We start from the raw sequence: 23,463 nt of genomic DNA, 5'->3' as shown, positions 1-23,463 counted from the left end.
ACCGCACGACCGAACCGCCCCCACGGAGAAGAAGAGCCCATGCCCCTGTGGCCCGTCTACACCGGTACGAACGCGCCGCACGACGGCATCACGAAACTGCCCGCGCCGCCGCCCTGGCGCGCCTTCGACGGCGGGCCGGTGCTCCCGGCGCCGGACGCGGCTGCCGACGCCTCCGCCGTCTCCCCCGACCGCACGCACCGCGCCGAGACGTACCAGGCCACGCAGGAGACCGTCCAGCTGGTCAACGCGGCCCTGTACCTGCGCCGCCCGCTGCTGGTCACCGGACCGCCCGGCACCGGCAAGTCCTCGCTGGTGTACGCGGTCGCCCGGGAGCTGGGGCTCGGCCCGGTGCTGCGCTGGAACATCACCAGCCGCAGCACGCTGCACGACGGCCTCTACCAGTACGACCCGCTCTCCCGGCTGTACGCGGCCCGGCAGGAGGCCGCCCGGCAGGACCGGACCGGAGAGAACGCCGAGGGCACGGACGACCCTTCCGGCATCGAGCACCATCTCCGGCTGGGCCCGCTCGGCACCGCCCTGCTGCCGTACGCCCGGCCCCGCGCGCTGCTCATCGACGAGATCGACAAGAGCGACCTCGACCTGCCCAACGACCTGCTGAACGTGCTGGAGGAGGGCCAGTACGAGATCCCCGAGCTGGTGCGGGCGGCCCGGCTCGCGCCGGACGGCGTCGCCGAGGTGCTGGCCGACGGCACCGACGAGCGGGTCCCGGTGGCCCGCGGCCGGGTCCGCTGCCGGGCCTTCCCGTTCGTCGTCCTCACCAGCAACGGCGAGCGCGAGTTCCCGCCCGCCTTCCTGCGCCGCTGTGTCACGCTGCACCTGCGGCAGCCGGACGACCGGCACCTCGCCGAGATCGTCCGCGCCCACCTGGGCGAACCCGACGCCCACGCGCGGACCCTGATCGAGCGCTTCCTGTCCCGGGCCGGCGTCGGAGACCTGGCCACCGACCAGCTCCTGAACGCGATCTACCTGGCCCGCTCCGCCGACCTGGACGCCGACTCCCTCGACCGGCTGGCCGAGCAGCTGATGCCGTACCTGGGGCAGACCGCGCAGCCCGATGCCTTCTGATGTCCCCTGAACCGGCCGGGCGCCCCGGCTCCCCGGATCCCCTGGCCCGCCTGGCCGACGTCCTGGCCGGGGCGGCCCACGGGACGCGCCCGACCGCGCTCGAACTGGCCGAACTGCTGTGGCTGGCCCGGCACATGGGATCCGACGCCGACGGCCGTGAACCGAGCGCGCCCGAGGCCCCGGCGCAGGAAGCACCGTCCTCGCCGCCCCGGGAGGAGACACGGCGGCCGGAGCCCGCCCCGGCGCCCGAACCGCCCGGTGTCCCCGAGCCGCCCGCCCGCGTCCCCCTCCACCTCCCGTCCCGGCGGCCCGCCCCGGCGCCGGACCGGCCCCACACCACCCTCCTGGCCCCGGCGCCGCCGATGCTGCGCCACCCGCTCGCGCTGCAACGCTCGCTGCGCCCGCTGGGCCGCCGGATCGACGCGCCCCTGGGCCATGAGCTGGACGAGCGGGCGACCGCCGACCGCATCGCCCGCCTGGGTGCCGACCCCGCGTGGTGGCTGCCGGTGCTGCGCCCGGCCCGGGAGCGCTGGCTGCGCCTGAACCTGGTGTACGACACCGGCCCCACCATGCCGGTCTGGCGCCCCCTGATCCGCGAACTGCACACAGCCCTGGCCCAGTCGGGCGCCTTCCGCACGGTCGCCCTGTACCGGGCCGCCGCCGACGGCACGGTGCGCGGGCCGGACGCGCACGCCTCGGCCGACGGCCGTACCGTCACCCTTCTGATCAGCGACTGCATGGGCCCGCAGTGGCGGGAGGGCCCCGCCGGGACCCGCTGGTACTCCACCCTGCACCGCTGGGCGCGCCGGATGCCCCTCGCCGTCGTACAGCCGCTCCCGGAGCACCTGTGGCGGGACACGGCCCTGCCCAGCACCCCGGGCACCCTGTCGGCCCCGCACCCCGCGGCCCCGACGGCGGCCCTCACCTTCACCCCGTACGAGCGGCCCGAGGCGCACGGGTCCACCGTCCCCCTGCCCGTGCTGGAGCCCGAGCCGCGGTGGCTGGCGCACTGGGCGGCGCTGCTGACGGCACCGGGGGGCGCGGAGGTCCCCGGCGCGGTCGCCTCGCTGGGCCGTCCGCTGCCGGTGGACGCCGAGGACCGTACGGACGTCGGTCTGCTGTCCGCGGAGGAGCTGGTGCTGCGGTTCCGGGCGACCGCCTCGCCCGAGGCGTTCCGGCTGGCCGGCCATCTCGCGGTGGGGCGCCCCGACCTGCCGGTCATGCGCCTGGTCCAGGCGGCGGTCGCACCGGATCCGCGCCCGCAGCACCTGGCCGAGGTCATCCTCAGCGGCATGCTCACCACCGTCCCGGGCGGCCCGCCCGGCTCCTACGCCTTCCGGGACGGCGTACGCGAACTGCTCCTGCTCGGCCTGCCGCGCACCGACCGCAACCGCACCACCGAACTCCTCCGCCGCGTGGGCGAGTTCATCGACCGCCGGGCGGGCCGGGCACCGGGCGAGTTCCGGGCGACGGTCCCGGCGGCGCGGGGGGCGGGGACGGCCGTGGAAGGCGATCCGTTCGCGACGGTCCGCGAGGAGAGTGTGCGGCGGCTTTCGGGGGAGGCCGGCGGGGAGCTGTTCGCGGGGCGGTACCGGCTGGTGCGGCAGATCGAGGGCACGGGGTGGTTCGCCCGGGACGCGCGGGAGGGCGACGCCCTTGTCGTGCTGCACCAGTATCCGCCGGGACCGTCCGACTCCCTCTTCACGGAGCTCTGCCGGCGGCTCGCCGAGGTACGGCACCCCGGGATCGCACGGGTCCGCGACTACGGCGTCGCCGACGGAGTCGCTTACCTCGTACGTGAGTTCGTGGAGGGTCGGACACTGCGACAGCGCCTCGAAGAGGCTCCGGGCGGCCTGCCCGCCGGGGAAGTCGTCGCCCTGCTCCCGAAGCTGGCCGAGGCGGTCCTCGCCCTGCACGCGCAGGAGGGGCCGCGCGGCGTGCTGAACACGCGCTCCGTCGTCCTCGGCCCGAACGGCCCGGTCCTGACCTGCCTGGACTCCGCGCCGCTGGTCCACGGGGACCGCGACGAGGCTCTCCAGGCGCTCGGCGGGATCACGCGGGCCCTGTACCCGGACCGATCCGACGCGCTCGGGGCGGAGCTGGACGGGGCCTCCGTCTATCTCCTCTCCGCCACCCCGGAGGTCCAGGAGATGGGTGCCCGGCGACTCCTCGACCTGGGCGCACGCCAGGGCCGCCTCCGGTTCTCCCTCTTCGGCCCGCTCCAGGTCACGCGCGACGGCCGCCCGCTCGTCATCGAGAACCTGTACGACCAGGCGGTCCTGTGCGTGCTGCTGCTGCGGGAAGGCCGGGCCGCCACCGGAGCGGAACTGGCCGCCGGGCTCCTGCCCGGCCTCGGTTCCCCGGACACGAGCCTCACCCGCCTGCGCCACCTCCTCGGCCCGGACGTCCTGACCCTGCACGGCGACAGGTACGCCCTGCACGTCGACCACCGGCACATCGACGTCTCCCGCTTCCGCCGGCTGGCCGCCGGGGCCGAGCAGGCCCGGGCCGCCGGGGACCTGGCCCGCGGGCGGGAACTGGCGGGCAGCGCGATGGAGTTGTGGCGCGGTGTGCCCCTGGACGGTGTTCCGGGTCCGGCCGCCGAGGACGCCCGGGCCGCACTCGGCGCCCTCCGCCGTACGCTCGACGCGATCCTGGCCGCGTCCGGGACCCCCGTCGCCCGCCCCGAGATCCACTTCACCGCCGACGACCTCACCGGCCGCCCCGAGGCCCGCATCACGCTCGAGGCCGCGGTGCACGAGATCCTGTCGCGGGGCTCCCTCAGCCCCCGCCAGTACCAGGTGGACGTCCGCCCGGACGGCTACCTGGTGCGCACCGAGCCCGGCGCCTACCTCCTGCCCGTCCTCGTCGCCGTGCTGCGCGAACTCCCCCACGCGCTCACCCGGCTGACCGACCCGCCGAGGCTCCGGGTGACGTTCGGGCAGCCGCCCGCCCGGCCGCCGGAGCCGGCTGGGGACCTCCTGGTCGTCGTACCGCCCGCGCTGTACGACGACTTCGCCGCCAGCTCCGCCGCCCGGCGCTCGCAGCGCTTCCGGCCGCTCTTCCCCGACAGCGCCCCGGACAGCCCGCCGGCCGCCTGGTACTGCCTGCTCGGGCCGGATTCCCCCGAGCCCGGCGAACGCGACCTGGTGCAGGGCCCCTTCATCACGCACGACCTGCACGAGCTGGGCGTCCCCACCCCGGGCCGCACGGCCGTCGTGCACACCCGGCCCGACGGCCCGCTCACCCTGCTCGACCCAATCCAGCCGTACGGCACGCGTGCGCCGCGTCCGGAGACGTACTACTCGGTGGACCTGACCCCGCACGAGACCCGTCAGATCGTGTCGCTGCCGAGTTCCGGCAAGGGCGCGTTCACCGCCGCGGTGAAGCTGACCTGGCGCGTCGACGACCCGGTGGCGTTCGTCCGCGCCGAGGCCACCGGTGTCTCCGGGCGCCTGCTGGAGCATCTGCGCGGCGCGGCGGCCCCCGTCACGGTCCGCTATCCGCTGCGCCGGGCGGGTGCGGCCCAGCGGGCGGTGAACACGGGCGTGGCCGACTGGCCGGTGCCGGGGCTCGCGGTGTCGTACACCGTGCAGTTGGTCCCCGAGTGGGCGCCCGTGCCCGCGGCGGAGCCGCCGGTCCCGTCGCGCCGGCGGCTGTCGGCCCTCCTCACCGACGCCGAGACGGTGCTGATCGGCTTCGACGGGCCCCTCGCCCGGCTGTTCCCGGCGCAGACGGCACGGGAGGCCGTGCTCGACCTGCTGTCGATCGTCGCCGATCACCGCGATCCGCAGGACGCGCTGGCGGGCCGTCCGCTGCCCGTGGCGAACACGCCGGGCCGGGAGGCGTTCACGCATCCGCTGGACCTGCTGCGCGCCTTCACCCACGACCGGCTCGGCCCGCTGCTGCGGGCGCGGCTCGACGACCTCGAACTGCGTGCCGTACCCGACGCGCCCACGACGCACCGCTCCCTCGCGCTCGTCCGCGCCCTGCACCGGTCCGGCCGGCGCGTGAGCGTGGTGACGGACGTGTGCACCCAGGCCGTCCACCGCTACCTGGAGCCCTACCGGCTGCCCCTCGCGGGCATCCACGGCCGCCGCGACGACCTCAGCCTGCTGACGCCCCACCCCGACTGTCTGCTGCGCGCCCTCGGCGTCCGCCGCACCCCGGCCCGTTCCGGCGTCCTGATCAGCTCCTCGGTCGCCGAGCTCACCGCCGCCCAGCAGCTCGGCCTCCGCTTCATCGGGTACGCGCCCACCCCCGCCGGGCGCCGGAGCCTGCGCGAGGGCGGCAGCGAGGTCACCGTGTCGTCCCTGGAGCCGCTGCTGGAGGCCGCCCGCTCGCTCTGACGCGACCGACACACCGGGAGGGCCCGGAAAATACGCCCGTTCAGCGGCGCCCCGCCCGGCCCCGCACAGCGGGCGTCCGCTGCCGGGCCCGCGCAGGATGCCAGTGAGCCCGCCCACCCGGCGGGAACCACCGTCCCTGCGCACTCGGGAGGATCGCCGTGACCGTCAGCCTGGAGCAGTTGCGCCGCTGCCACTTCGCCGTCGACCTGGGTGCGGCCCGCACCCGGATCTATGTGAAGGGCACCGGTCTGGTCGTGGACCAGCCCTCGGTCGCCGCCGTGAACACCCGCACCGGCGCGCTCATCGCCGTGGGCGAGTTCGCGGAGAAGATGACGGGGCGCACCCCGGACTACATCAAGGTCGTACGGCCCATCGCCGGTGGCACGGTGGTCGACATCGAGATGGCGCAGCGCATGCTGCGGCATCTGCTCGGCGACAAGGTGCGCCGGGCGCTGCGCCGCAAGCCGCGGCTGCGCGCGGCGGCCTGCGCCCCGCACGACGCCGATCCGCTGGCCCGGCGGGCGACGATCGAGACGCTGGTCGGGCTGGGGGCGCGGCGGGTCGAGCTGGTGGACACGCTGATCGCCGCCGCGGTCGGCTGCGGGATGCCGGTGGAGCGGCCCGAGGCCACCATGATCATGGTGTGCGGGGCCGCGGCCACCCAGGTGGCGGTGCTCTCGCTGGGCTCCATCGTCACCGCCGAGCGGATCCCGGTGGGCGGTGAGGCCGTGGACCACGCGATCGTGCAGCATCTGCGGCACCAGCACGAGCTGATGCTGCCCACCCAGTCGGTACGGCCGCTCCAGCTGGCCCTGTCCGGCAACGGCCTCACCCCGCACGGCCCGGCGCGCACCGAGATCCACGGCCGGGACGTGGTGACGGGGCTCGCGCGCAGTGTGCATGTGGACACCGCCGCGGTGCGCGACGCGATCCAGACGCCGCTGACGGCGGTCCTGGACGGCATCGGCAAGGTGCTGCGCGACTGCCCGCCGGACCTGGTGGCCGACCTCGCCGACCGCGGGATCATGATGGTCGGCGGTTCGGCGCTGCTGCCCGGCTTCGACCAGATGCTGCGGCAGGCCACACGGATGCCGGTGCACATCGCGGAGCGGCCCGACGTGTGCGCGGCGCAGGGCCTGGGCGCCATGCTGGAGGGCCGGATCGAGCCGCTGGTCCTGGACCCGCTGGCCGCCTGAGCTTCCGGTCAGTACGGCAGGATGCGCCCCGAGGGGGTCCTGCGGTCGATCTCCTGCCCGCGCGGGGCGGAGGGCCGCCGGCTGACACGTACCCGGATCCGACGGTCCATGACGCCCTCCTGCTGCCGACATCTGCCGGCGGGACGCCGGTAGGAGGTCCGTGCCCAGGACATGACCGGTTCAAGCCTGGAAGGGGCAAGTCGTCGTGCCCGTACGAGCGTTGGCTACCGGGTCAGGTACCGGGCGAGTACCGGGTCGAGCTGGGCCACCCAGGCGCGGAGCCGGGCCTGGCGGCGGGCGTTCAGCTCGCAGGAGTACACGCCTCCGTCCCACAGCCGCACGATGACGGTCAGGCGGTTGCCGCGCCAGGTGCGTTCCACGCGCGCGATCTCGTTCCACCCGAAGTCCGCGGTGGCGCCGCTCACTTCGAGCAGCACCCCGGTGGCGTTGACGACCACGCCGGACGCGGCGTCGGCGAGCACGGCCTCCGGGGTGCCGTACGGGATCGGCGGCCCGAAGCCGTAGGGGGCCGGCGGCGGGGTGGCGGCCGGCTGCGCGGGCAGATGGGGCGGGGTGGCGGGCTGGGCCGGTGCGTGCGCGGGCATCTGCGGGGGCGTCGCGGGCGGTGGGGGCGCCGTGAACGCCTGCGGGGGTGTGGCGAGCGCCTGCGGGGGCGTCGCGGGTGTCTGCGGGGGTGCGGCCGGTGTCTGCGGAGTCGTGGCGAGTGTCGGCTGGTACCGCGGTGCCGTCGGTCCGGTGGGCTCCGCCGCCGGACCCGTCAGCCGGTCCAGCAGGGCGGTGGGCGTGGGCCGGGCCGAGGGCTCCTTCGCCAGGCACTCCTCGACCACCTCCCGCAGCCCCTCGGGCACGGCGGACAGGTCCGGCGGCTCGTGCACCGAGCGGTACATCAGCCCCATCGGCGTGCCCTCGCCCCAGGCGCTGCCGCCCGCCGCCGCGACCAGCACCGCGCCGAGGGCGAACACGTCGGCGGCACCGCTCACATCGTGGCCGAGGGCCTGCTCGGGCGCGAGGAAGCCGGGCGTGCCGAAGGCGGTGCCGGTGGCGGTGAGACGCGTGGACTCGACGGCCCGGGAGATGCCGAAGTCGAGGACGCGCGGCCCGTCGGCGGCCATGATGATGTTGCCCGGCTTGAGATCGCGGTGGACCAGCCCGCAGGAGTGGATGGACTCCAGTGCCTCGGCGAGCGCGGCGGCCAGCGACCGCAGCCGCGGCTCGTCCATCGCGCCCTCGGCGGCGAGCCGCTCGGCGAGGGTCGGTCCGGGGATGTAGGCGGTGGCCAGCCACAGCTGGTCGCCGTCGACGTCGGCGTCCACCACCGGCGCCGTGTGGAAGCCGCCCACCGCCCGGGCCGCCTCGACCTCGGAACGGAACCGCTCCCGGAAGACCGGGTCGGCGGCCAGCTCGGCCTTGGCCACCTTCAGCGCGACGGCGCGCCCGCCGCGCGTCCGTGCGAGATAGACCGTCCCCATGCCGCCCTCGCCGAGCCGGCGCTCGACGAGGTACCCCCCGATGCGTTCCATGCGGACAAGTATGGCCGTCGGGCATGACCCGTCCATGCCCAGCCCATGCCCGCCGGCTCGCGTCAGGGCGGGGGCGCCGGCGAGCGCGCTCCCGGTGCGGCGCTCACGCCGGCGGTACGCGGTGGCCCGCGCGCCGGCGCCGGTCCCGGGACGGCTCAGAGCACGACGTCCACGTCGTACGCGCGCAGCCATGCGTCGAGCTGGAGGGTCGTCTCCAGCGCGGCCCGGCTCATGCCCTCCTCCAGCGCGGCGGCTCCGTCCTGCCGTACCCGCGTCCTGAGGCCGGGCGAGAAGAAGGGGTCGAGCGGGCCGGAGCCGGTGCGGACGAGGTCGGCGAGGCGCTCGCGCAGGGTCCGGTTGTAGGCCTCGGCCCGGATGGACGGGTACGGCGTCTTGATGCGCTGGGCGACCTCCGTGGGCAGCAGGTCCTTCATGGCCGCGCGCAGCAGGCTCTTCTCGCGGCCGTCGAAACTCTTCATCGCCCAGGGGACGTTGAAGGTGTACTCGACCAGCCGGTGGTCGGCGAAGGGCACCCGGACCTCGAGACCGCAGGCCATGCTCATGCGGTCCTTGCGGTCGAAGAGGACCTGGGCGTGCCGGGTGAGGGCGAGGTAGGTGACCTCGCGGTAGCGGGCCTCGGCGGGGTCGTCCAGGTGCGCGCGGGCGTCGATCTCGGCGACGGCGGCGCTGTGGCAGTCCCGTTCGTAGGTGGCGAGGTCGAGCTTGGCGAGCAGGTCGGGGGTGAGGACGACCTCGTTGCCCCGGTAGTTGTGGCGGCCCTCGTGGACCCAGGGGAAGGTGGTGGAGAAGACCGCGTCGGGGTCGCGCTGCCAGCGGTAGCCGCCGAACACCTCGTCGCCGCACTCGCCGGACAGGGCGACCGTGGAGTGCTGCCGGACGATGCTGAACAACAGGTGCAGGGAGGCGTGTTCGTCGCCCTTGGCGATGGGCAGGTCGTAGGCGCGCAGCACGGAGGCGCGCAGTGCCGGGTCGAGCAGGTCGGGGGCCTTGAGCGGGAGTTCGCTGTGGTCGGAGCCGACGTGTGCGGCGAGGATGCGGGCGTAGACGTGGTCCTCGTTGGCGTCGGGGCCCGCGGTGCCGTCGAGGTCGGGGTCGCTGACCGAGCAGGAGCGGATGCGGTCGTGTCCCCTGGCGCGGGCGGTGTGCGCGGCGAGCGCGGTCAGGGAGCTGGAGTCGAGGCCGCCGGAGAGCAGGGTGCACAGCGGTACGTCGGAGACCATCTGCCGTTCCACGGCGGATGCGAGGAGTTCGCGTACCGTGCCGATGGTGTCGTCCAGGGAGTCGGTGTGCTCGGCGACCCGGAGCTGCCAGTAGCGCTGCTCGGTGAGGCCCGAGCGGTTCACCCGGACCAGGCAGCCCGGCGGGACCTCGCGCATGCCGCGGAAGATCGCGTGCCCGGGGACCTTGGCCACCGACAGGATGTCCCGCAGCCCGTCGGCGTCGATGACGGGCCGGAAGGACGGCTGGGCGAGGATCGCCTTGGGCTCGGAGCCGAAGAGGACGCCCGAGGGGGTCTCGGCGTAGTAGAGGGGCTTGACGCCCATGCGGTCGCGGACGAGCAGGAGTTCGTCGCGGTCGCGGTCCCAGATCGCGAAGGCGTAGATGCCTTCGAGCCGGTCCACGAAGCCGGCGCCCCACTCCAGGTAGGCGCGCAGGACGACCTCGGTGTCGCTGCGGGTGGTGAAGCGGTGGCCGAGGCCGGTCAGCCGGCTGCGCAGTTCCTGGAAGTTGTACGTCTCGCCGCTGTAGGTGAGCGCGGCGCGGGCGCCGGGGCCCTCGTCCGCGGCCATGGGCTGGCAGCCGCCTTCGAGGTCGATGACGGACAGCCGCCGGTGGCCGAGGGCGACATGGGCGTCGGTCCACACTCCGTCCGCGTCGGGGCCGCGACGGGCCATGGTGGCCGTCATGGCGTGGGCGATGTCGTGGTCGACGGGGCGGGCGAAGTCGACCCACCCGGCGATACCGCACATGGAAAGCACTCCTGGGGTGTGCGGGGCGTCATGCCCCGAGCAGCGGGATGAGAAGGAGGGGCAGGACCGGCGTCAGAGGCGTTCGACGTGCGGCTGCGGGCGGGCGTGGCCGCGGGTGTCGAGCAGCAGCGGGGCGCGCCGCTGGATCTCTTCGAGGTCGAACGCCGAGTGCCGCTGGAGGAGGATGACCAGGTCGGCCGTCTCCAGGGCGGTGGGCAGGTCGGCGGCCGACGCGACGGAGGTGCCGTCGACGGACCACTCGGGCACGTACGGGTCGTGGTAGGAGATGTCGGCGCCGCGGGCCCGCAGCCGTTTGACGACGTCACGGGCGGAGGTCTCCCGCTGGTCGGCGATGTCCGCCTTGTAGGTGACGCCGAGGAGCAGGACGCGGGCGCCGCCGAGGGTCTTGCCGGCCCGGTCCAGCAGGTGCTGGGCGCGTTCCACGACGTAGCGCGGCATGCGGGTGTTGATCTCCTGGGCCAGTTCGACCATGCGGAACGGGTAGCCGAGCGTGCGGACCTTGTGGGCGAGGTAGTTGGGGTCGATCGGGATGCAGTGGCCGCCGACGCCGGGGCCGGGCCGGAACGCCTGGTAGCCGAAGGGTTTGGTGGCGGCGCAGGAGATCGCGTCCCACAGGTCGATGCCGAGTTCGTTGCAGAAGACGGCCATCTCGTTGACCAGCGCGATGTTGACGTGCCGGTAGGTGTTCTCGATGAGCTTGGCCATCTCGGCCTCGCGGGTGCCGGTGGCCTGTACGACGGTGTCGACGAGCTTGCCGTAGAAGGCCGCGGCGGCGGTGGCGCAGGCGGGGGTGTGGCCGCCGACGACCTTGGGGGTGTTGCGGATGCCGTAGACCTTGTTGCCGGGGTCGACGCGTTCCGGGGAGAAGGCCAGGTGGAAGTCGCGTCCCGCGGTGAGACCGGAGCGTTCGAGGAGGGGGCGGACCACCTCGTCGGTGGTGCCCGGGTAGGTGGTCGACTCCAGGACGACCAGGGTGCCGGGCCGCAGGTGGCGGCCGATCGCCTCGCAGGCGCTCTCGACCATGGCCAGGTCGGGTCCGCCGTGCGGGGAGAGCGGGGTGGGGACGCAGATCACGACGGTGTCCGTCTCGGCGACGGCGCTCTCGTCGGTGGTGGCGGTGAAGCCCTGGGCGCGGACGCCGCTGACGGTGGCGTCGTCGATGTCGTCGACGTGCGAGACACCGTCGTTGAGGCGGGCGACGATCTCGGGGTTCTTGTCGAGTCCGACGACCGTCAGTCCGGAGCGGGTGGCTTCCACCGCGAGGGGCAGGCCTACGTAGCCGAGGCCTATGACGACAAGGTCACTGCGCACAACGGTCCCTTTCGAGTGGGAGGGTGCGGGGCGGATGGACGAGTGGGGGTCAGTCGCCGCGGGCGCGGACGGCGAGCACGGCGACCAGCAGGGTCGGCAGGAGCAGCAGCGCGAAGGCCAGCCGGTAGCCGCCGAGCGGGGTCGCGCCGGCGGCGAGGCAGGCGTTGAGGACCCCGGAGGCCAGCGCCAGCACGACGACCTGACCGAGATTCATGTTGGTCTGCATGGCGCTGGTGGTGTGGCCCTGCCGGTGCGGGGGGCTGTGCTTGAGGGAGAGCACGGTGACGCAGGGGTCGAGCAGGCCCATGCCGATGGCGGACAGCGGCATGGCCGCGGCGGCCGTGACCGGGGGGAGGCCGCCGGAGCAGCCGGCCGCCGCGAGGGCGACGGACGCGGTCATGATGAGGGCGCCCACCGTGACGAGGCGGTGCCGGGCCACGTGCTGGAGCGCCTTGCCCTGCACCCAGGAGGCGCCGGCCCACAGCACCGCGGAGGCGGTGAACGCCACGCCGACCACGAGCGCGGCGACCCGCCGTTCGGTGATCAGCATCAGCGGCACCAGGGCCTCGATGGTGAAGTACGTGCCGGAGGTCAGGCCGCGCAGCAGCACCGCGGTCGGCAGTCCGCGGGCGCTGCGCCAGGTCCCGCGCGGCAGCAGCCTCGGGGCGAAGACGGCGAGCAGTACGACGCCGGCGGCGACGAACGCCAGGTGGCGCGGGTCCCAGTCGGAGACGCCGTACTGGCCGAGCGCCGCGCCCAGGCTGAGCATGGCCGCGACCAGCAGCGGGGGCCGGGCGGCCCGTTCACCGGCGGGCGGTACGGCGGCTGAGGCGCCGTCCGCGGGTCTGCGCAGGACGACGACGAGGGCGACGGCGGGCAGCGCCGTCAGCACGGCCAGGCCGTAGAAGACGGCGCGCCAGGACCACCACTGGACGACCACGCCGGCGAGCGGCGGGCCGAGCAGCGACGGGATGACCCAGCTGGCGCTCATCATCGCCAGCATCCGGGGCCGCAGGTGCTCGGGGTAGGCCTGGCCGATGGCGGTGGTCACGGACACCGCGACCATCCCCGCGGCCAGTCCGTCCACGAACCGGCCGGCGGCGAGCTGCCACACCGAGACGCTCGACGCGGACACCAGCAGGGTGAGGACCGACAGGACCATGCCGAGCGCCAGGGGCCGGCGGGCGCCCGCCCGGTCCGCCCAGTGCCCGCCCAACACCCCGCCGAACAGGCTGGCGGCGACGAAGCAGCCGGCCACGACGGGGAACAGGGAGACGCCGTCCAGTTCCCGGGCGGCCGTGGGCAGGGTGGGCACCACGGCCAGGGCGGCGAACCCGGTCAGGAACATCACCACGGCGAACGTCAGGGTGGCGGCGAGGTGGGCCGGCGAGAAGATCCCGCTCTCCGTGGCCGCGGCCGGCTCGGGTGCCGCCTGTTTCTCCGCCATCGTCAGGCCCACAGTCCGCCGAGGTCGTCATGGGTGTCGCAGGCCAGCCACTGGGCCTGGGCCCGGGCGCCGCCCGGCACGGACGCCGACGGCCGCCAGCCCGTCTCGGCGGTGATCAGGGCGGTGGACATGACCGGGGTGTGCGGTGCGGCGGCCGGTGCCTGCTCCCACGGGGTGCGGCGGGCCGTCTCGGTGACCAGCTCGGCGAACGCGGTCTCGTCGTAGCCGGCGGACGCGACGTTGTAGACCCCGGCGCCGGCCGGACGGGCGAGGAGCGCGGCGAGGGCGTCGGCCATGTCGCGGTAGTCCACGATCTGGTGCCGGCGGCCCTCGGTCAGGGGCATGGGGCGCCGGGTCCAGGCCCGCAGCATCCAGTCGGCGAGGACCCCGCTCAGCGGGGCGTGCGGGCCCACCGGCTCGGCGCACCGCACGATCTGCACGGGTGTCCCCGTCTGCCGGCCCCAGGTCCGGCACTGCTCCTCCGCGTCCCACCACAGCCGGGCCTCCGCGTCCGTCGGGCGCTCGCGCACGGAGTCCTCGGTGCGGTCCTCGGCGGCGCCGCCCCGGTAGACGGCGGCCGAACTCACGTGGAGCAGCCGCCGCGCGCCGAGCTTCTCGGCGTCGGCGAGCAGGTCCGGCAGCGGGTAGCCGGTGTCGTGCGGGGTGCCGAGGTGGACCACGGTGTCCGGTGACCGCTGCGGGTCCAGCCGTTCGGTGTGCGCGGCGGCGCAGCCCGCGTCGGTCAGCAGCCGCGCCAGCTGCGCGGCGAAGGCCGGGTCGCCGCCGGTGACGACGACGCCGGGTGCGGGGGCGGGGCGGGAGGTGCCGACGGTGGCGCGGTGGGCGGCCCGGCCGGCGTCGAGGGCGGTCAGGGCGAGTTCGCGGACGAGCGGGATCATCGGGACGAGTTCGGCGCCGGTGTACTCCTCGCACAGGCCGCCGGGGCCGAGGGAGTCCATCACCGCCGCCGCCACGGCGGGGTCGGGGTCCCGCTCGGTCAGGCCGGCCAGCGCGACTCCGGTCGCGAAGGCGGTGAGCCACACCTGCCGGCACACGGTGCCGGGCAGCTCGGGCAGGTCCGCCGCCGCGAGGCCCGTCTCGCAGCGGTCGAGCAGGCCGATGCGCCGCAGATACCGGTCGGTGTCCAGGACCTCCCGGCCTTCCGCCTGCCGTACCGCGCATTTGGACTCGCCGTACTGGTAGAAGGGCACCACGGAGAATGCGGGGCAGATGTCGTCCGGTTCGGGGGAAAAGGACGCGCGGTCGGTGAAGAAAGTGGCGCGGCGCCATCCGTGGGTGCTGTTTCCGGCGATGCTCGGTACGTCGTCGTGGTCGACCGTACTGGGGACGGCGATGCGCACCGGAATACCGAGCGCCTTGAGATACCGCTGGATCACCACGTCGTAGGGCCAGCCGTCGCCGTGTTCCGCCGCGAATCGCTCGTATCCGCGGGCGGCTTCGCCGGGCAGCATCAGGGCGAGGGAGGGTACGTGTTCGTCGATGGCGTACGCCCAATGCGCGCCGGTGAGCGCGCCGAGGCGTACGACACCGCTGTTTCTGCCTTCCCAGCCCTCGTAGAAGGCGACCGCCTCACCGGGGACGGCGGCGGCGACCTTTTCCAGGTAGGGGAAGAAGTCCTCGGCGATGAGGACGTCGTCCTGGAAGACCACGTGGTGGGTGGCGTCCGTCCCGACGCTGCTCCAGGACGGGTTCGCGGTGCGCAGCGCGGTGGGCGGGCCGGAGGGGTCCGGGTCGGTGACGACGCGGACGCGCCCCCGTGGGTCCTTGGCCGCGATGGCCTCGGCCGCGGCGCGGCGTCGCGGGTGGGTCATCACGGCACCGGTCAGAACGACAGCGTTCACAGCTTTCCCATCTGGCTGTTGGGGGCCGGGCCGGTGGTGGGGCCGGCCCGGCGGTGGGGGTGTCGGCGACCTGGGTGGTCAGTCCTCGGCGAAGCCCGCGTTGCGGACCTGGCGCACGTTCTCGCCCAGGCCGTGGTCCGCGCCCCGCGCGCGTTCGTGCCGGATCATGGCGGCGGGGCGGTAGTTGAGGATGTAGGCGCGGCGCGTGCCGTCCGTGGTGTTGCCCCGGGAGTAGTGCAGCGTGAAGCCGGAGTGGGCCACTGCTTCCCCCGCCCGCAGTGGCACCGGGGTGGCGCCCGGCTCGTCCTCGGAGCAGTCGCACTCGATGTTCTTGCCGTCGCCGGTCGGCCGGTGCGGGCGCAGCGGCTTCTCGTGCGAGCCGCGCACGTACCACATGCAGCCGTTGTCGACGTCGGCGTCGTCCAGCGCCACCCAGAGGGAGACGGCCCGGTGGTCGGGCATGTCGATCCAGTAGGCCGCGTCCTGGTGCCAGGGCGTGGGGACGGCGGTGTGCGGATCCTTGTGGATCATCATGTCGAAGTCGAGTTCCGCGTCGGCGCCGATGAGTTCGCGGGCGACGGAGAGCGCCTTGCGGTGCAGGGGGAGTTCCCGCAGTGGCGGGTGGAGGGCCGACGGCCACATGATCTGGGTGATGTTCTCCCGGATGCCGTCCTTGCGCGGCACGTGGGAACCGAGATCGGAGCGCTTGTCGCCCGCCTCGATGTCACCGCTCAGGAAACGGTCGTAGATGTCCCGGTAAACCGCGAGTTCACCGGGTGATACGAGTTCTCCGACGGCGGCGAATCCGTCGGCCGTGAACTTCTGCGCAAGGTCGGAAAGCACCTGCGTCGTCAAGACAAACATCCCCTTCGCCCCTTCTCCCAGCGGACTGAGAGCACAGCGCACCCCGAGAAGGGGGATCGTCGAATGGAAAGTCCAGCGAGCCTTCGAAGAGCTGGTCTGGACCATTGATCATGACGGGACGGGAATCTACGGGGGCCGCCGCCCCAAGGTCAACAGTGATCAGAAAAATGGTCCAGACCTATAGCGTGCAGTTGATCAAGCGGCTACGGTTCACCGGGCAACGGGCAGCGCAGCAAGGAGGAGACAGGCGTGACGAGCACGGCCGGCACACTCCGCGTCGAGGCGGCGGTGCGCCGCAATCCCTACGCGTACATGCTCACGGACGAGGAACTGACCGAACTGCTGGCGGAGCTGGGCCGGCGCCGGGCCGAGAGCGTCCGGCGCAATCACGAGGCGCCGGAGGGCGAGGCTCCGCGCGGCCCCTACCCGCGCCCCGCGATGGGCTTCGTCGTCCTCGACCCGACGGCGGATGCGGGCACCGCCCCCGCCGACGCCGTACTCGGCGCCCTCACGATCGGGGACGACGCGCGCCGCTTCCTCCCCAAGGCCGCGGCCAAGGCCGTCGCGCACCGGCGCCTCGGCGGCGACAACGGCACGTCCGTGCACACCGATCCGCACCTGCTCGGCACCGGCGCCTTCCGCTACGGCCACTCGGCCGAGGTGCGCGGCCTGATCGTCGCCGCCAGCTCCCAGACCACCGACCAGGACCTGTACGAGGCCTCCCGGCTGGCCGCCGAGCTCGTCGAGGAACTCGGCGCCCGCCACCGCGCCCACGAGTGGGAGCGGGGCGAGGCCGACTGGCTGACCGGCACGGGCGAGACCCCGAAGGAGTACCAGGAGATGGTGTCCTGGTTCCCTGAACCGGCCGCGTGAGACCGCCGGTTCAGCCGTCGCCCTCGCGCGGTACGGGTGTGAAGGTGCGGCTCGCCAGATAGGCGGGGCGGGGGCGCGGGGCCGCGTACGGCGTTCCGATGGCGTTCTCCACGCTGTTGTAGACGACGAAGAGGTTGGTCCGCGGGAACGGCGAGACGTTCGGGGCGGAGGCGTGCAGGCTGTTGGAGTCGAAGGCCACCGCCGACCCCGCCGGTCCGGTGAACTGGCGGATGCCCAGGTCCCGGGCGAGCGCGGCGACCGCGGTACGGTCCGCCGGTCCCGCGGGCAGGTTCTTCCCCCGCAGCGATGTGCGGTGGTAGTCGGGCGGTGTCTCGCCGGCGGACGGCACGAAGGTGCGGTGCGCCCCCGGGATGATCATGAGGGGGCCGTTGTGCGGGGCGTTGTCGGTCAGGGCGATCGACAGGCTCAGGGCGCGCGGCGCGGGCATGCCGTCCTCCGAGTGCCAGGTCTCGAAGTCCGAGTGCCAGCCGAAACCGGAGCCGTCGAACGCGGACTTCAGGTTCACCCGGGTCTGGTGGACGTACACGTCCGAGCCCAGGATCTGGCGGGCGATGCCGGCGAGCCGCGCGGAGTGCACGACCGCGCGGAACGTGTCGCTCAGCGCGTGCACCTCGAACACCGAGCGGACACCGTCGCCGTCGGGCTCCGGCACCACCCGCCCCGACCCGCGCAGCGAGCCGTCGGCCGCCAGCCGCGCGGTCTCCGCCAGGCAGGCCGCCGTCTGCGCACCGGAGAGCAGCGCGTGGAGGTGCAGGCAGCCGTCACGGTCGTAGGCGTCGAGTTCGGCGGCGGACAGCGGGCCGTCCGCCCCGGGCCGCCAGACCACCGGGTGCCGCCGCGGGAACGGGGCCACGGCCTCGGGAGTGCGCGTCGGGTACGGGTCCCCGGCGCCGACCGAACGCGCCGTACTGGTCATCGCCGGCTCTCCTCCCGTTCGGGGGGCGGTGCGGTGGCCGGGCGCTGGAACAGGGCGCCGGAGTTGCGGTGCGGGAGGTCCACGATCCGCAGGAGTGCGAAGCCCTGCTCCAGGTAGTAGCGGTGCAGCGGGCCGTTCGTCTTCCACGCGTCCAGCCGCAGCCAGCGCTTGCCCCGCCGGGCCGCCAGCGCGCTCGCCCAGTCCAGCAGCCGGGCGCCGAGCGCCTGCCCGGCGACCGCCCGGCTCACCGCGAGGTCGTGGACGTAGAGGGCGGACGAGGGGTCGTCGGCGGACCACCACTCCGGGTCGGCCCGCTCGTCGACGGTGATCGTGGCGACGGGCCGGCCGGCGCGGAGGACGAGGTGACAGTCACCCGCCTCGATGGCCTCCACCCACCGCCACCGACGCGGCGGATACTGCCACTGATCCAGCCCCCGCCCGGCGAGCCACCGCCTCGCCTCCATCCACAGCGCCTCCACCTGCTCCAGGTCACCGGGACGGGCGGCCTGTATGCCGAAGGGGGCAAGCGGCACGGCGGGGGCGGGCACCGCCTTGCCGGGGGCGGGCACCGGTACGCCGGCCTCGTTGGCCGGCATGCCGGAGGCGGACGTCGGCACGTCTTCACCTGGGCGGGCGGCCCGTACGTCGGAAGGGAGAAGCGGCACGACGCGGGCGGGCACCGGCTTGTCGAGAGCCACCACCGGCCTGTCGGGGGCGGGCATCGCACCGGACTCGGCAACAGGCACACCGGAGGCGAGAGGCGGCACGCCGTGAACGGGCACCGGCTCGGCGAGAGCCGCCACCGACTTGTCAGGAGCGGGCACCGGCACACCGGAGGAGGGCGCCGGCACGCCGGAGGCCGGCGTCGGCGCACCAGAGGCAGTCACCGGGACGTCATCACCCGAGCGCGCGGCCCGTACGCCGGAGGCGAGAGGCGGCACGCCGGACTCGGCAACCGGCGCACCCGAGGCAGTCACCGGTGCGTCCTCGCCCGGGCGCGCGGCCCCTGTCCCGGACGGAGGTGCCGGTGGGTCGGTGGTGGTCATCGGGGCCGCTCCGGTTCGTCGCCGGTGAGGAAGGCCAGGGCCACTGCGGCCTCGCAGGCGATGCCCGTGGCGATCACGTCCTCGTCGATGTCCATGCGCGCCGAGTGCAGCGAGGGGGCCTCGTGCGGGGCCACGCCCGGCGGGCACGCGCCGAGGAAGGCCAGGGCGCCGGGCACGGCCCGCAGCACGTACGAGAAGTCCTCCGCCGTCAGCGGCGCGGCCGGCATGACGTCCACCGCCTCCGCGCCGAGCGTGCCGGCGGCGGTGCGCAGGACGAGGTCGGTGAACCCGGGGTCGTTGACGGTGACCGGGTAGCCGGTGGTGACGGTCGCCTCCGCGGTCGCCCCGTGCGCGGCGGCCACCCCGTGGGCGACCCGGACGATCGCCTCGTGCAGCCGCTGCCGGGTCGGCTCGGCCAGCGTCCGCACGGTGCCGGCCAGTTCGGCGGTGTCCGGGATGACGGCGTGGGCGGTGCTCGCGGCCAGCCGGGTCACGCTGAGCACGGCGCTGTCGTCGGCGGCCAGCGTGCGGCTGACCATCGTCTGCAGGGCGAGCACGATCTCGCAGGCCACCGGCACCGGGTCGATGGTGGTGTGCGGCGCCGAGGCGTGCCCGCCGCGTCCCCGGACGACGACCCGGAACCGGTCGGAGGCCGCCATCTGCGGCCCCGGCCGCAGCCGTAGCGCGCCGGCCGGCAGGCGGGGCTGCACATGCAGGGCGAAGGCGGCGTCGGCGCGCTCGCCGGACGCCTCCAGCACCCCCTCCTCGATCATGTGCCGGGCGCCGTGCTCGCCCTCCTCGCCGGGCTGGAACATGAACACCACGCGCCCCGGGAGCGCGTCCCGCCGCCCGGCGAGCAGCCGGGCCGCGCCCACCAGCATCGCCGTGTGGGCGTCGTGCCCGCAGGCGTGCATCAGCCCCGGGTTCCGCGAGGCGAACGGCAGCCCGGTGTCCTCGGTGACCGGCAGCGCGTCCATGTCGGCGCGCAGCAGGATCACCGGGCCGTCGGCCGCCCCGGTGAGGGTCGCGGTCACGGAGGACAGGGCGCGGCCGGTACGGATCTCCAGGCCGAGTCCGTCGAGCGCGTCGAGGACCAGGCGCTGGGTGGCCGGCAGGTCCAGGCCCAGTTCCGGGCCGCGGTGCAGGGCGCGGCGCAGGGCGACCGCTTCGGGGGCCAGCCGGCGCGCCTCGTCCAGCAGGGCCGGACCGGCGGTGGTGACGGCAGTGGCGTCCGGCGTGCCGTGAGCGGCCCGGGGAGCGGGTGTCATGCGGCCGTTCTCCTTCCCGGGCCCGGCCCATGGCGGCGCGGCCCGCAGCGGCGGCACACGAGGAGGCGGTGCTCCCCCACCGTAGGGACGGCGGGGCGGGCCGGACAGTCCCCGACGGACCCGTGGCACCGGATCCGGACAGCGCCTGCTGCTGACAGCATGGCGGATTCCGCCCGCTGACCAGGGGCCGACGCGCTGACATGCTCGACTGAGGACACCCGCAGGCCCGAGTGAGGGTGAGGACCGTTCGATGGCCAAGTCTGCGTCCGCGGGAGCAGCCCGGCAGCCCTGGGAATGGGAGGAGACGGAGTGGCGGCGGCACGTCGGCCGGGTGCGCGCCGGACGCGGCCTCAAACCGGCGTCCTGGCCGGGCGGGGCGCGCTGTGCGGTGGCGCTCTCCTTCGACCCCGACCACGAGACGATCCCGCTCCGGGACGGCGAGGTCCTGCCCGGCAAGCTGTCGCAGGGCGAGTACGGCGCCCGCGTCGGCGTGCCCCGCGTCCTGCGTCTGCTGGAGCGGCACGGCGTACCCGCGACGTTCTTCATGCCGGCCGTGTCCGCCCTGCTGCGTCCGCAGGAGGCCCGCGGCTATGTCGAGGCCGGGCACGAGGTCGCCCTGCACGGCTGGATCCACGAACGGAACATGGAGCTGGAGCACAAACACGAGCGGGACCTCGCCTTCCGGAGCGCGGACGCCCTGGAGCGGATCACGGGCCGACGCCCGGTGGGCATCCGCACGCCCTCCTGGGACTTCAGCGAGCACACCCTGGACATCACCCGCGAGCTGGGCCTCGTCTACGACTCGTCCCTCATGGCGGACGACGAGCCGTACGAGCTGCTCGCCCGGGGCGAGCCCACCGGCGTGGTGGAGATCCCCCCGGAGTGGATCCGGGACGACGCGGCCTACCTGAACATGGACCGCTACTCCGCCGTGCGCCCCTACACCCCGCCCCGGCAGCTGATCCCGCTGTGGCGGGACGAGTTCGACGCGGCCCGCGCGGAGGGCGGCCTGTTCCAGCTGACGATGCATCCGCACGTGATCGGGCACCGCTCCCGGATCGTGGTCCTGGCCGAGCTGCTGGACCACATGGGCGCCCTCGGTGACGTCTGGTTCGCGACCCATGCCCAGGTCGCGCGGTACGTGTGGCAGGAGGCGTCCGGAAACGGCGCGCCCTGATGACGTGGGTGCCGGGGCCGCGGGACGGCCTGGCGCCGACGCCGGTGGTCCGCCTCGGGGTGGAGGTCGCCGGCATCCCGCGGGAGCTGTGGCTGAAGCTGGAGGGCTACAACCCGTACGGGTCCGTCAAGGGGCGTACGGCGCTGGCCCTGTGGCGGGACGTGGCGGGCCGGGTGGATCCGGGCGCGGGGCTGGTGGAGTCCACGTCCGGCAATCTCGGTCTGGCGCCGGCCGCGCTGGCCGCCGCCCACCGGGTGCCGTTCACCGCGGTGGTCGACCCGCGCACCAGTGCCGCGCTGCTGTACGACATCCGCGCGCTCGGCGCCCGGGTCGTCACCGTGGACACCCCGGACGGCGCCGGCGGCTACCTCCTGGGCCGGCTGGCCCGGGTGCGGGCCCTGCTCGACGAGCGGCCGGCCCTGGTGTGGACCGACCAGTACCGCAACCCGGCCAACCCGGCCGCCCACGCGAGCGGCACCGCGCCCGAGCTGCACCGGCAGACGCGCGGGGCGCCGATGAGCGTCCTGGTGGCCGTGTCCACCGGGGGCACGCTCGCCGGGTTCCGGCGGTACGTCGCCGAGTCCGGCCCCGACTGGGAGCTGGTCGGGGTGGACGCGGCCGGTTCGGTGGCCCTGGGCGGCCCGGCGGGCCCCCGTCCGCTGTCCGGGTTCGGCTCCAGCCGCCCGTCGGCCTTTCTCCCCGACGGCCACCGGCCCACGGTGTACGTTGAGCCGGAGGAGGCGGTGACGGTGTGCCTGTGGCTGCGCGACACCACCGGGATCGGCGTCGGCGCCAGTGCGGGCGCCCTGGTCGCGGCGGCGCTGCGGCTGTTCCGGGCCGACGCCCGGCGCACCCGCGCCGCCTGTCTGTGCCCCGACGGCGCCGACCGGTACCTGGACACCGTCTACTCCCCGGTCTGGCGCCGCGCGCACGGCATGACCGGGGCCGCCCCGCTGCCCGGCGTACGGGTGCTCGCCGTCGACGGCTCGGGGCCGCTGACCGAGGGAGCCCGGTGAACGCGGACAGCGAGGAGCGGGACTGGTACACGAGGGCGGGCGTCCGCCGGGACCCCCGCCGGCTGCTGCGGGACGAACTGCGCGGCGGTCAGCTGTACTTCCCGCCGGCCCTCGTCCCGTACGGCGACCACCCCCTGGTGCGGGCCCTGCCCGCCGGCGCGCGGGACGCGCTGGCCGCCCGGCACCTGTTCCAGTACCTCGGCTTCACCACCCACTTCGAGACCGAGGTGGTCAACCGGGCCACCCAGCGCATCGCGACGGGCCGCGCCGGCGTCGACAGCACCGCGGCGACCCGGCTCGACGCCTTCCGGATCTACTGCGACGAGGGCTACCACGCGCTGTACAGCTTCGACGTCATCCGGCAGATCGCGGACGCCTCCGGGATCGAGCCGGTGCCGTACGACTTCACGCCGTTCCGGGAGCGGCTCGACGCGGTCGGCCGGGCGGCGCTGCCCGGAGAGCCGGTGCTGGCGCAGCTGCTCCAGGTCGTCGTGTTCGAGACGCTGGTCACCGCGATCCTCAACGACGTGCCCAAGGACGACCGCGTACTGACCGTGGTCCGGCAGATCGTGCGGGACCACGCCCGGGACGAGGGCTGGCACCACGTGTTCTTCGCCCGCTTCTTCCGGGAGCTGTGGGCCCGGCAGTCGCCCCCGGAGCGGGTCCGCACCGCCCGCTGCCTGCCGGGGCTGATCCGCAACAGCCTGCTGCCCGACCTGCGCCCGGTGCGGGCCGCGCTGACCGCGGCGGGGCTCGGCGCGGCGCGAGTGGAGGAGGTCGTACGGGACTCCTATCCGCGCGCCGCGACGGAGCGGGGGATGCGCGAGGCGGCGCGGCACGCGCTGCGGCTCTTCGAGGAGACGGGCGTGCTCGCGGTCGACGGTGCCCGGGACGCCTTCCACGCGGCGGGACTGCTGACCGAGGCGGAAGGGGACGGCCCATGACGGAACGCTTCCCGGCGGAGGAACTGCTCTTCCCCGACCGGGCGGACGTACTGGAGTGCGCGGCCGGGATCGATGTGTGCCAGGTCGTCACCGACGCGCTGGTCCGGCACGCCCGCGGCGCCGGCGAGGGCTACCTGACCGCGGCCTGGCTGCGGCCGGGCACCTTCGTCGCCCATGTCTCGCTGTCGGACCTGCTGCCCGACGCCCTGCTCGGCGCTCAGGCCCTGTACGTCGACGACGTGGACCTGGTCGCGGACAACCCGCGCCGGGTGCTGGGCACGCTGATGCGGGACGGCCGGGTCACGGCCCGGGAGCCGGGGCCGGTGGGCGGGCGGGGCATCAACGGCACCCTCGGCCAGGTCCTCGCCGGCGTGGTCCCGGCGGTGCGGCCCGGCCCCGGGCATGTCGTCAGCAACCCGTTCGGCATGGCCGTCCTGGACGTGGCGCTCCTCGGTGCCGTCCACGAGGTCGCCCTGCGCCACAAGTCGGGCCGGCGCCTGCGTCTGTGCTGAGCCGCGCCCTTCCCGTCACACG

17 protein-coding genes are annotated in these 23,463 nt (G+C 74.7%); 8 read left to right on the top strand and 9 right to left on the bottom strand.

The genetic code is table 11. From position 1 onward, the window contains the following. Window positions 1-39 precede the first annotated feature (39 nt). From ABZ937_RS27025 to ABZ937_RS27015, 3 genes are all read left to right on the top strand, one after another. Window positions 40-1,086 carry a MoxR family ATPase gene (locus ABZ937_RS27025; protein WP_361695910.1) on the top strand — a complete coding sequence of 349 codons (1,047 nt, stop codon included), beginning with the start codon at window positions 40-42 and terminating at the stop codon, window positions 1,084-1,086. Continuing rightward, a complete protein-coding gene (locus tag ABZ937_RS27020) occupies window positions 1,086-5,435 on the top strand; it encodes an SAV_2336 N-terminal domain-related protein (protein ID WP_361695909.1) in 4,350 nt (1,449 codons plus the stop codon). The genes ABZ937_RS27025 and ABZ937_RS27020 overlap by 1 nt, the downstream gene beginning before the upstream one ends. 158 nt (window positions 5,436-5,593) lie before the next feature. Continuing rightward, a complete protein-coding gene (locus ABZ937_RS27015) occupies window positions 5,594-6,631 on the top strand; it encodes a rod shape-determining protein (RefSeq protein ID WP_361695908.1) in 1,038 nt (345 codons plus the stop codon). 224 nt (window positions 6,632-6,855) lie between these two features. Here the strand turns inward: ABZ937_RS27015 and ABZ937_RS27010 are convergent, their stop codons facing one another. The 6 genes from ABZ937_RS27010 to ABZ937_RS26985 form a co-directional block, all read right to left on the bottom strand. Beyond that, window positions 6,856-8,172: a serine/threonine-protein kinase gene (locus tag ABZ937_RS27010; protein ID WP_361695907.1), complete on the bottom strand. Its 1,317-nt coding sequence runs from the start codon at window positions 8,170-8,172 to the stop codon at window positions 6,856-6,858. Window positions 8,173-8,327: 155 nt separating this feature from the next. Next, entirely contained in the window at window positions 8,328-10,163 is a 1,836-nt protein-coding gene (gene asnB, locus ABZ937_RS27005; protein WP_361695906.1) for an asparagine synthase (glutamine-hydrolyzing), read from the bottom strand. A 72-nt stretch (window positions 10,164-10,235) separates the two neighbouring features. Then, a complete protein-coding gene (locus ABZ937_RS27000; protein WP_361695905.1) occupies window positions 10,236-11,495 on the bottom strand; it encodes a nucleotide sugar dehydrogenase in 1,260 nt (419 codons plus the stop codon). A 49-nt stretch (window positions 11,496-11,544) separates the two neighbouring features. Then, window positions 11,545-12,942: an MFS transporter gene (locus ABZ937_RS26995; protein WP_361695904.1), complete on the bottom strand. Its 1,398-nt coding sequence runs from the start codon at window positions 12,940-12,942 to the stop codon at window positions 11,545-11,547. Between the two features lie 2 nt (window positions 12,943-12,944). Beyond that, entirely contained in the window at window positions 12,945-14,804 is a 1,860-nt protein-coding gene (locus ABZ937_RS26990; RefSeq protein WP_361695903.1) for an NAD(P)-dependent oxidoreductase, read from the bottom strand. A gap of 78 nt (window positions 14,805-14,882) precedes the next feature. Next, the gene (locus tag ABZ937_RS26985) at window positions 14,883-15,668 is read right to left on the bottom strand and encodes a phytanoyl-CoA dioxygenase family protein (RefSeq protein ID WP_361695902.1); all 786 of its coding nucleotides are present in this window, start codon (window positions 15,666-15,668) and stop codon (window positions 14,883-14,885) included. A gap of 249 nt (window positions 15,669-15,917) precedes the next feature. Here ABZ937_RS26985 and ABZ937_RS26980 point away from each other — a divergent pair, with 249 nt between their 5' ends. Beyond that, entirely contained in the window at window positions 15,918-16,541 is a 624-nt protein-coding gene (locus tag ABZ937_RS26980) for a hypothetical protein (RefSeq protein ID WP_361695901.1), read from the top strand. Window positions 16,542-16,551: 10 nt separating this feature from the next. Here ABZ937_RS26980 and thpD read toward each other — a convergent pair whose 3' ends face one another. From thpD to ABZ937_RS26965, 3 genes are all read right to left on the bottom strand, one after another. Beyond that, window positions 16,552-17,478: an ectoine hydroxylase gene (thpD, locus tag ABZ937_RS26975; RefSeq protein WP_361695900.1), complete on the bottom strand. Its 927-nt coding sequence runs from the start codon at window positions 17,476-17,478 to the stop codon at window positions 16,552-16,554. Beyond that, entirely contained in the window at window positions 17,475-18,365 is an 891-nt protein-coding gene (locus ABZ937_RS26970; RefSeq protein ID WP_361695899.1) for a GNAT family N-acetyltransferase, read from the bottom strand. Before ABZ937_RS26970 ends, thpD begins: the two co-directional genes overlap by 4 nt. Before the next feature lie 155 nt (window positions 18,366-18,520). Then, a complete protein-coding gene (locus ABZ937_RS26965; RefSeq protein ID WP_361695898.1) occupies window positions 18,521-19,792 on the bottom strand; it encodes a M20 family metallopeptidase in 1,272 nt (423 codons plus the stop codon). Between the two features lie 250 nt (window positions 19,793-20,042). On the opposite strand from ABZ937_RS26965, the gene ABZ937_RS26960 reads away from it, so the two are divergent. Genes ABZ937_RS26960 through ABZ937_RS26945 form a run of 4 tightly spaced genes read left to right on the top strand, consistent with a single transcriptional unit; the run spans window position 20,043 to window position 23,441 of the window. Further along, on the top strand, window positions 20,043-20,969 hold the full coding sequence (locus ABZ937_RS26960; protein WP_361695897.1) for a polysaccharide deacetylase: 927 nt from the start codon (window positions 20,043-20,045) through the stop codon (window positions 20,967-20,969). Then, the gene (locus ABZ937_RS26955) at window positions 20,969-21,985 is read left to right on the top strand and encodes a pyridoxal-phosphate dependent enzyme (RefSeq protein WP_361695896.1); all 1,017 of its coding nucleotides are present in this window, start codon (window positions 20,969-20,971) and stop codon (window positions 21,983-21,985) included. The genes ABZ937_RS26960 and ABZ937_RS26955 overlap by 1 nt, the downstream gene beginning before the upstream one ends. Continuing rightward, window positions 21,982-22,929 (top strand): diiron oxygenase, encoded by a 948-nt coding sequence (locus ABZ937_RS26950; RefSeq protein ID WP_361695895.1) that lies wholly within the window; start codon window positions 21,982-21,984, stop codon window positions 22,927-22,929. Before ABZ937_RS26955 ends, ABZ937_RS26950 begins: the two co-directional genes overlap by 4 nt. Further along, window positions 22,926-23,441, top strand: coding sequence for a hypothetical protein (locus tag ABZ937_RS26945; RefSeq protein ID WP_361695894.1), 516 nt, complete (start codon window positions 22,926-22,928; stop codon window positions 23,439-23,441). The genes ABZ937_RS26950 and ABZ937_RS26945 overlap by 4 nt, the downstream gene beginning before the upstream one ends. The last annotated feature ends 22 nt before the right edge of the window (window positions 23,442-23,463 follow it).

Source organism: Streptomyces sp. NPDC046727 (assembly GCF_040645635.1).
In the GTDB taxonomy this organism is placed as follows: domain Bacteria; phylum Actinomycetota; class Actinomycetes; order Streptomycetales; family Streptomycetaceae; genus Streptomyces.
This window is presented reverse-complemented; position numbering and strand designations above follow the sequence as displayed.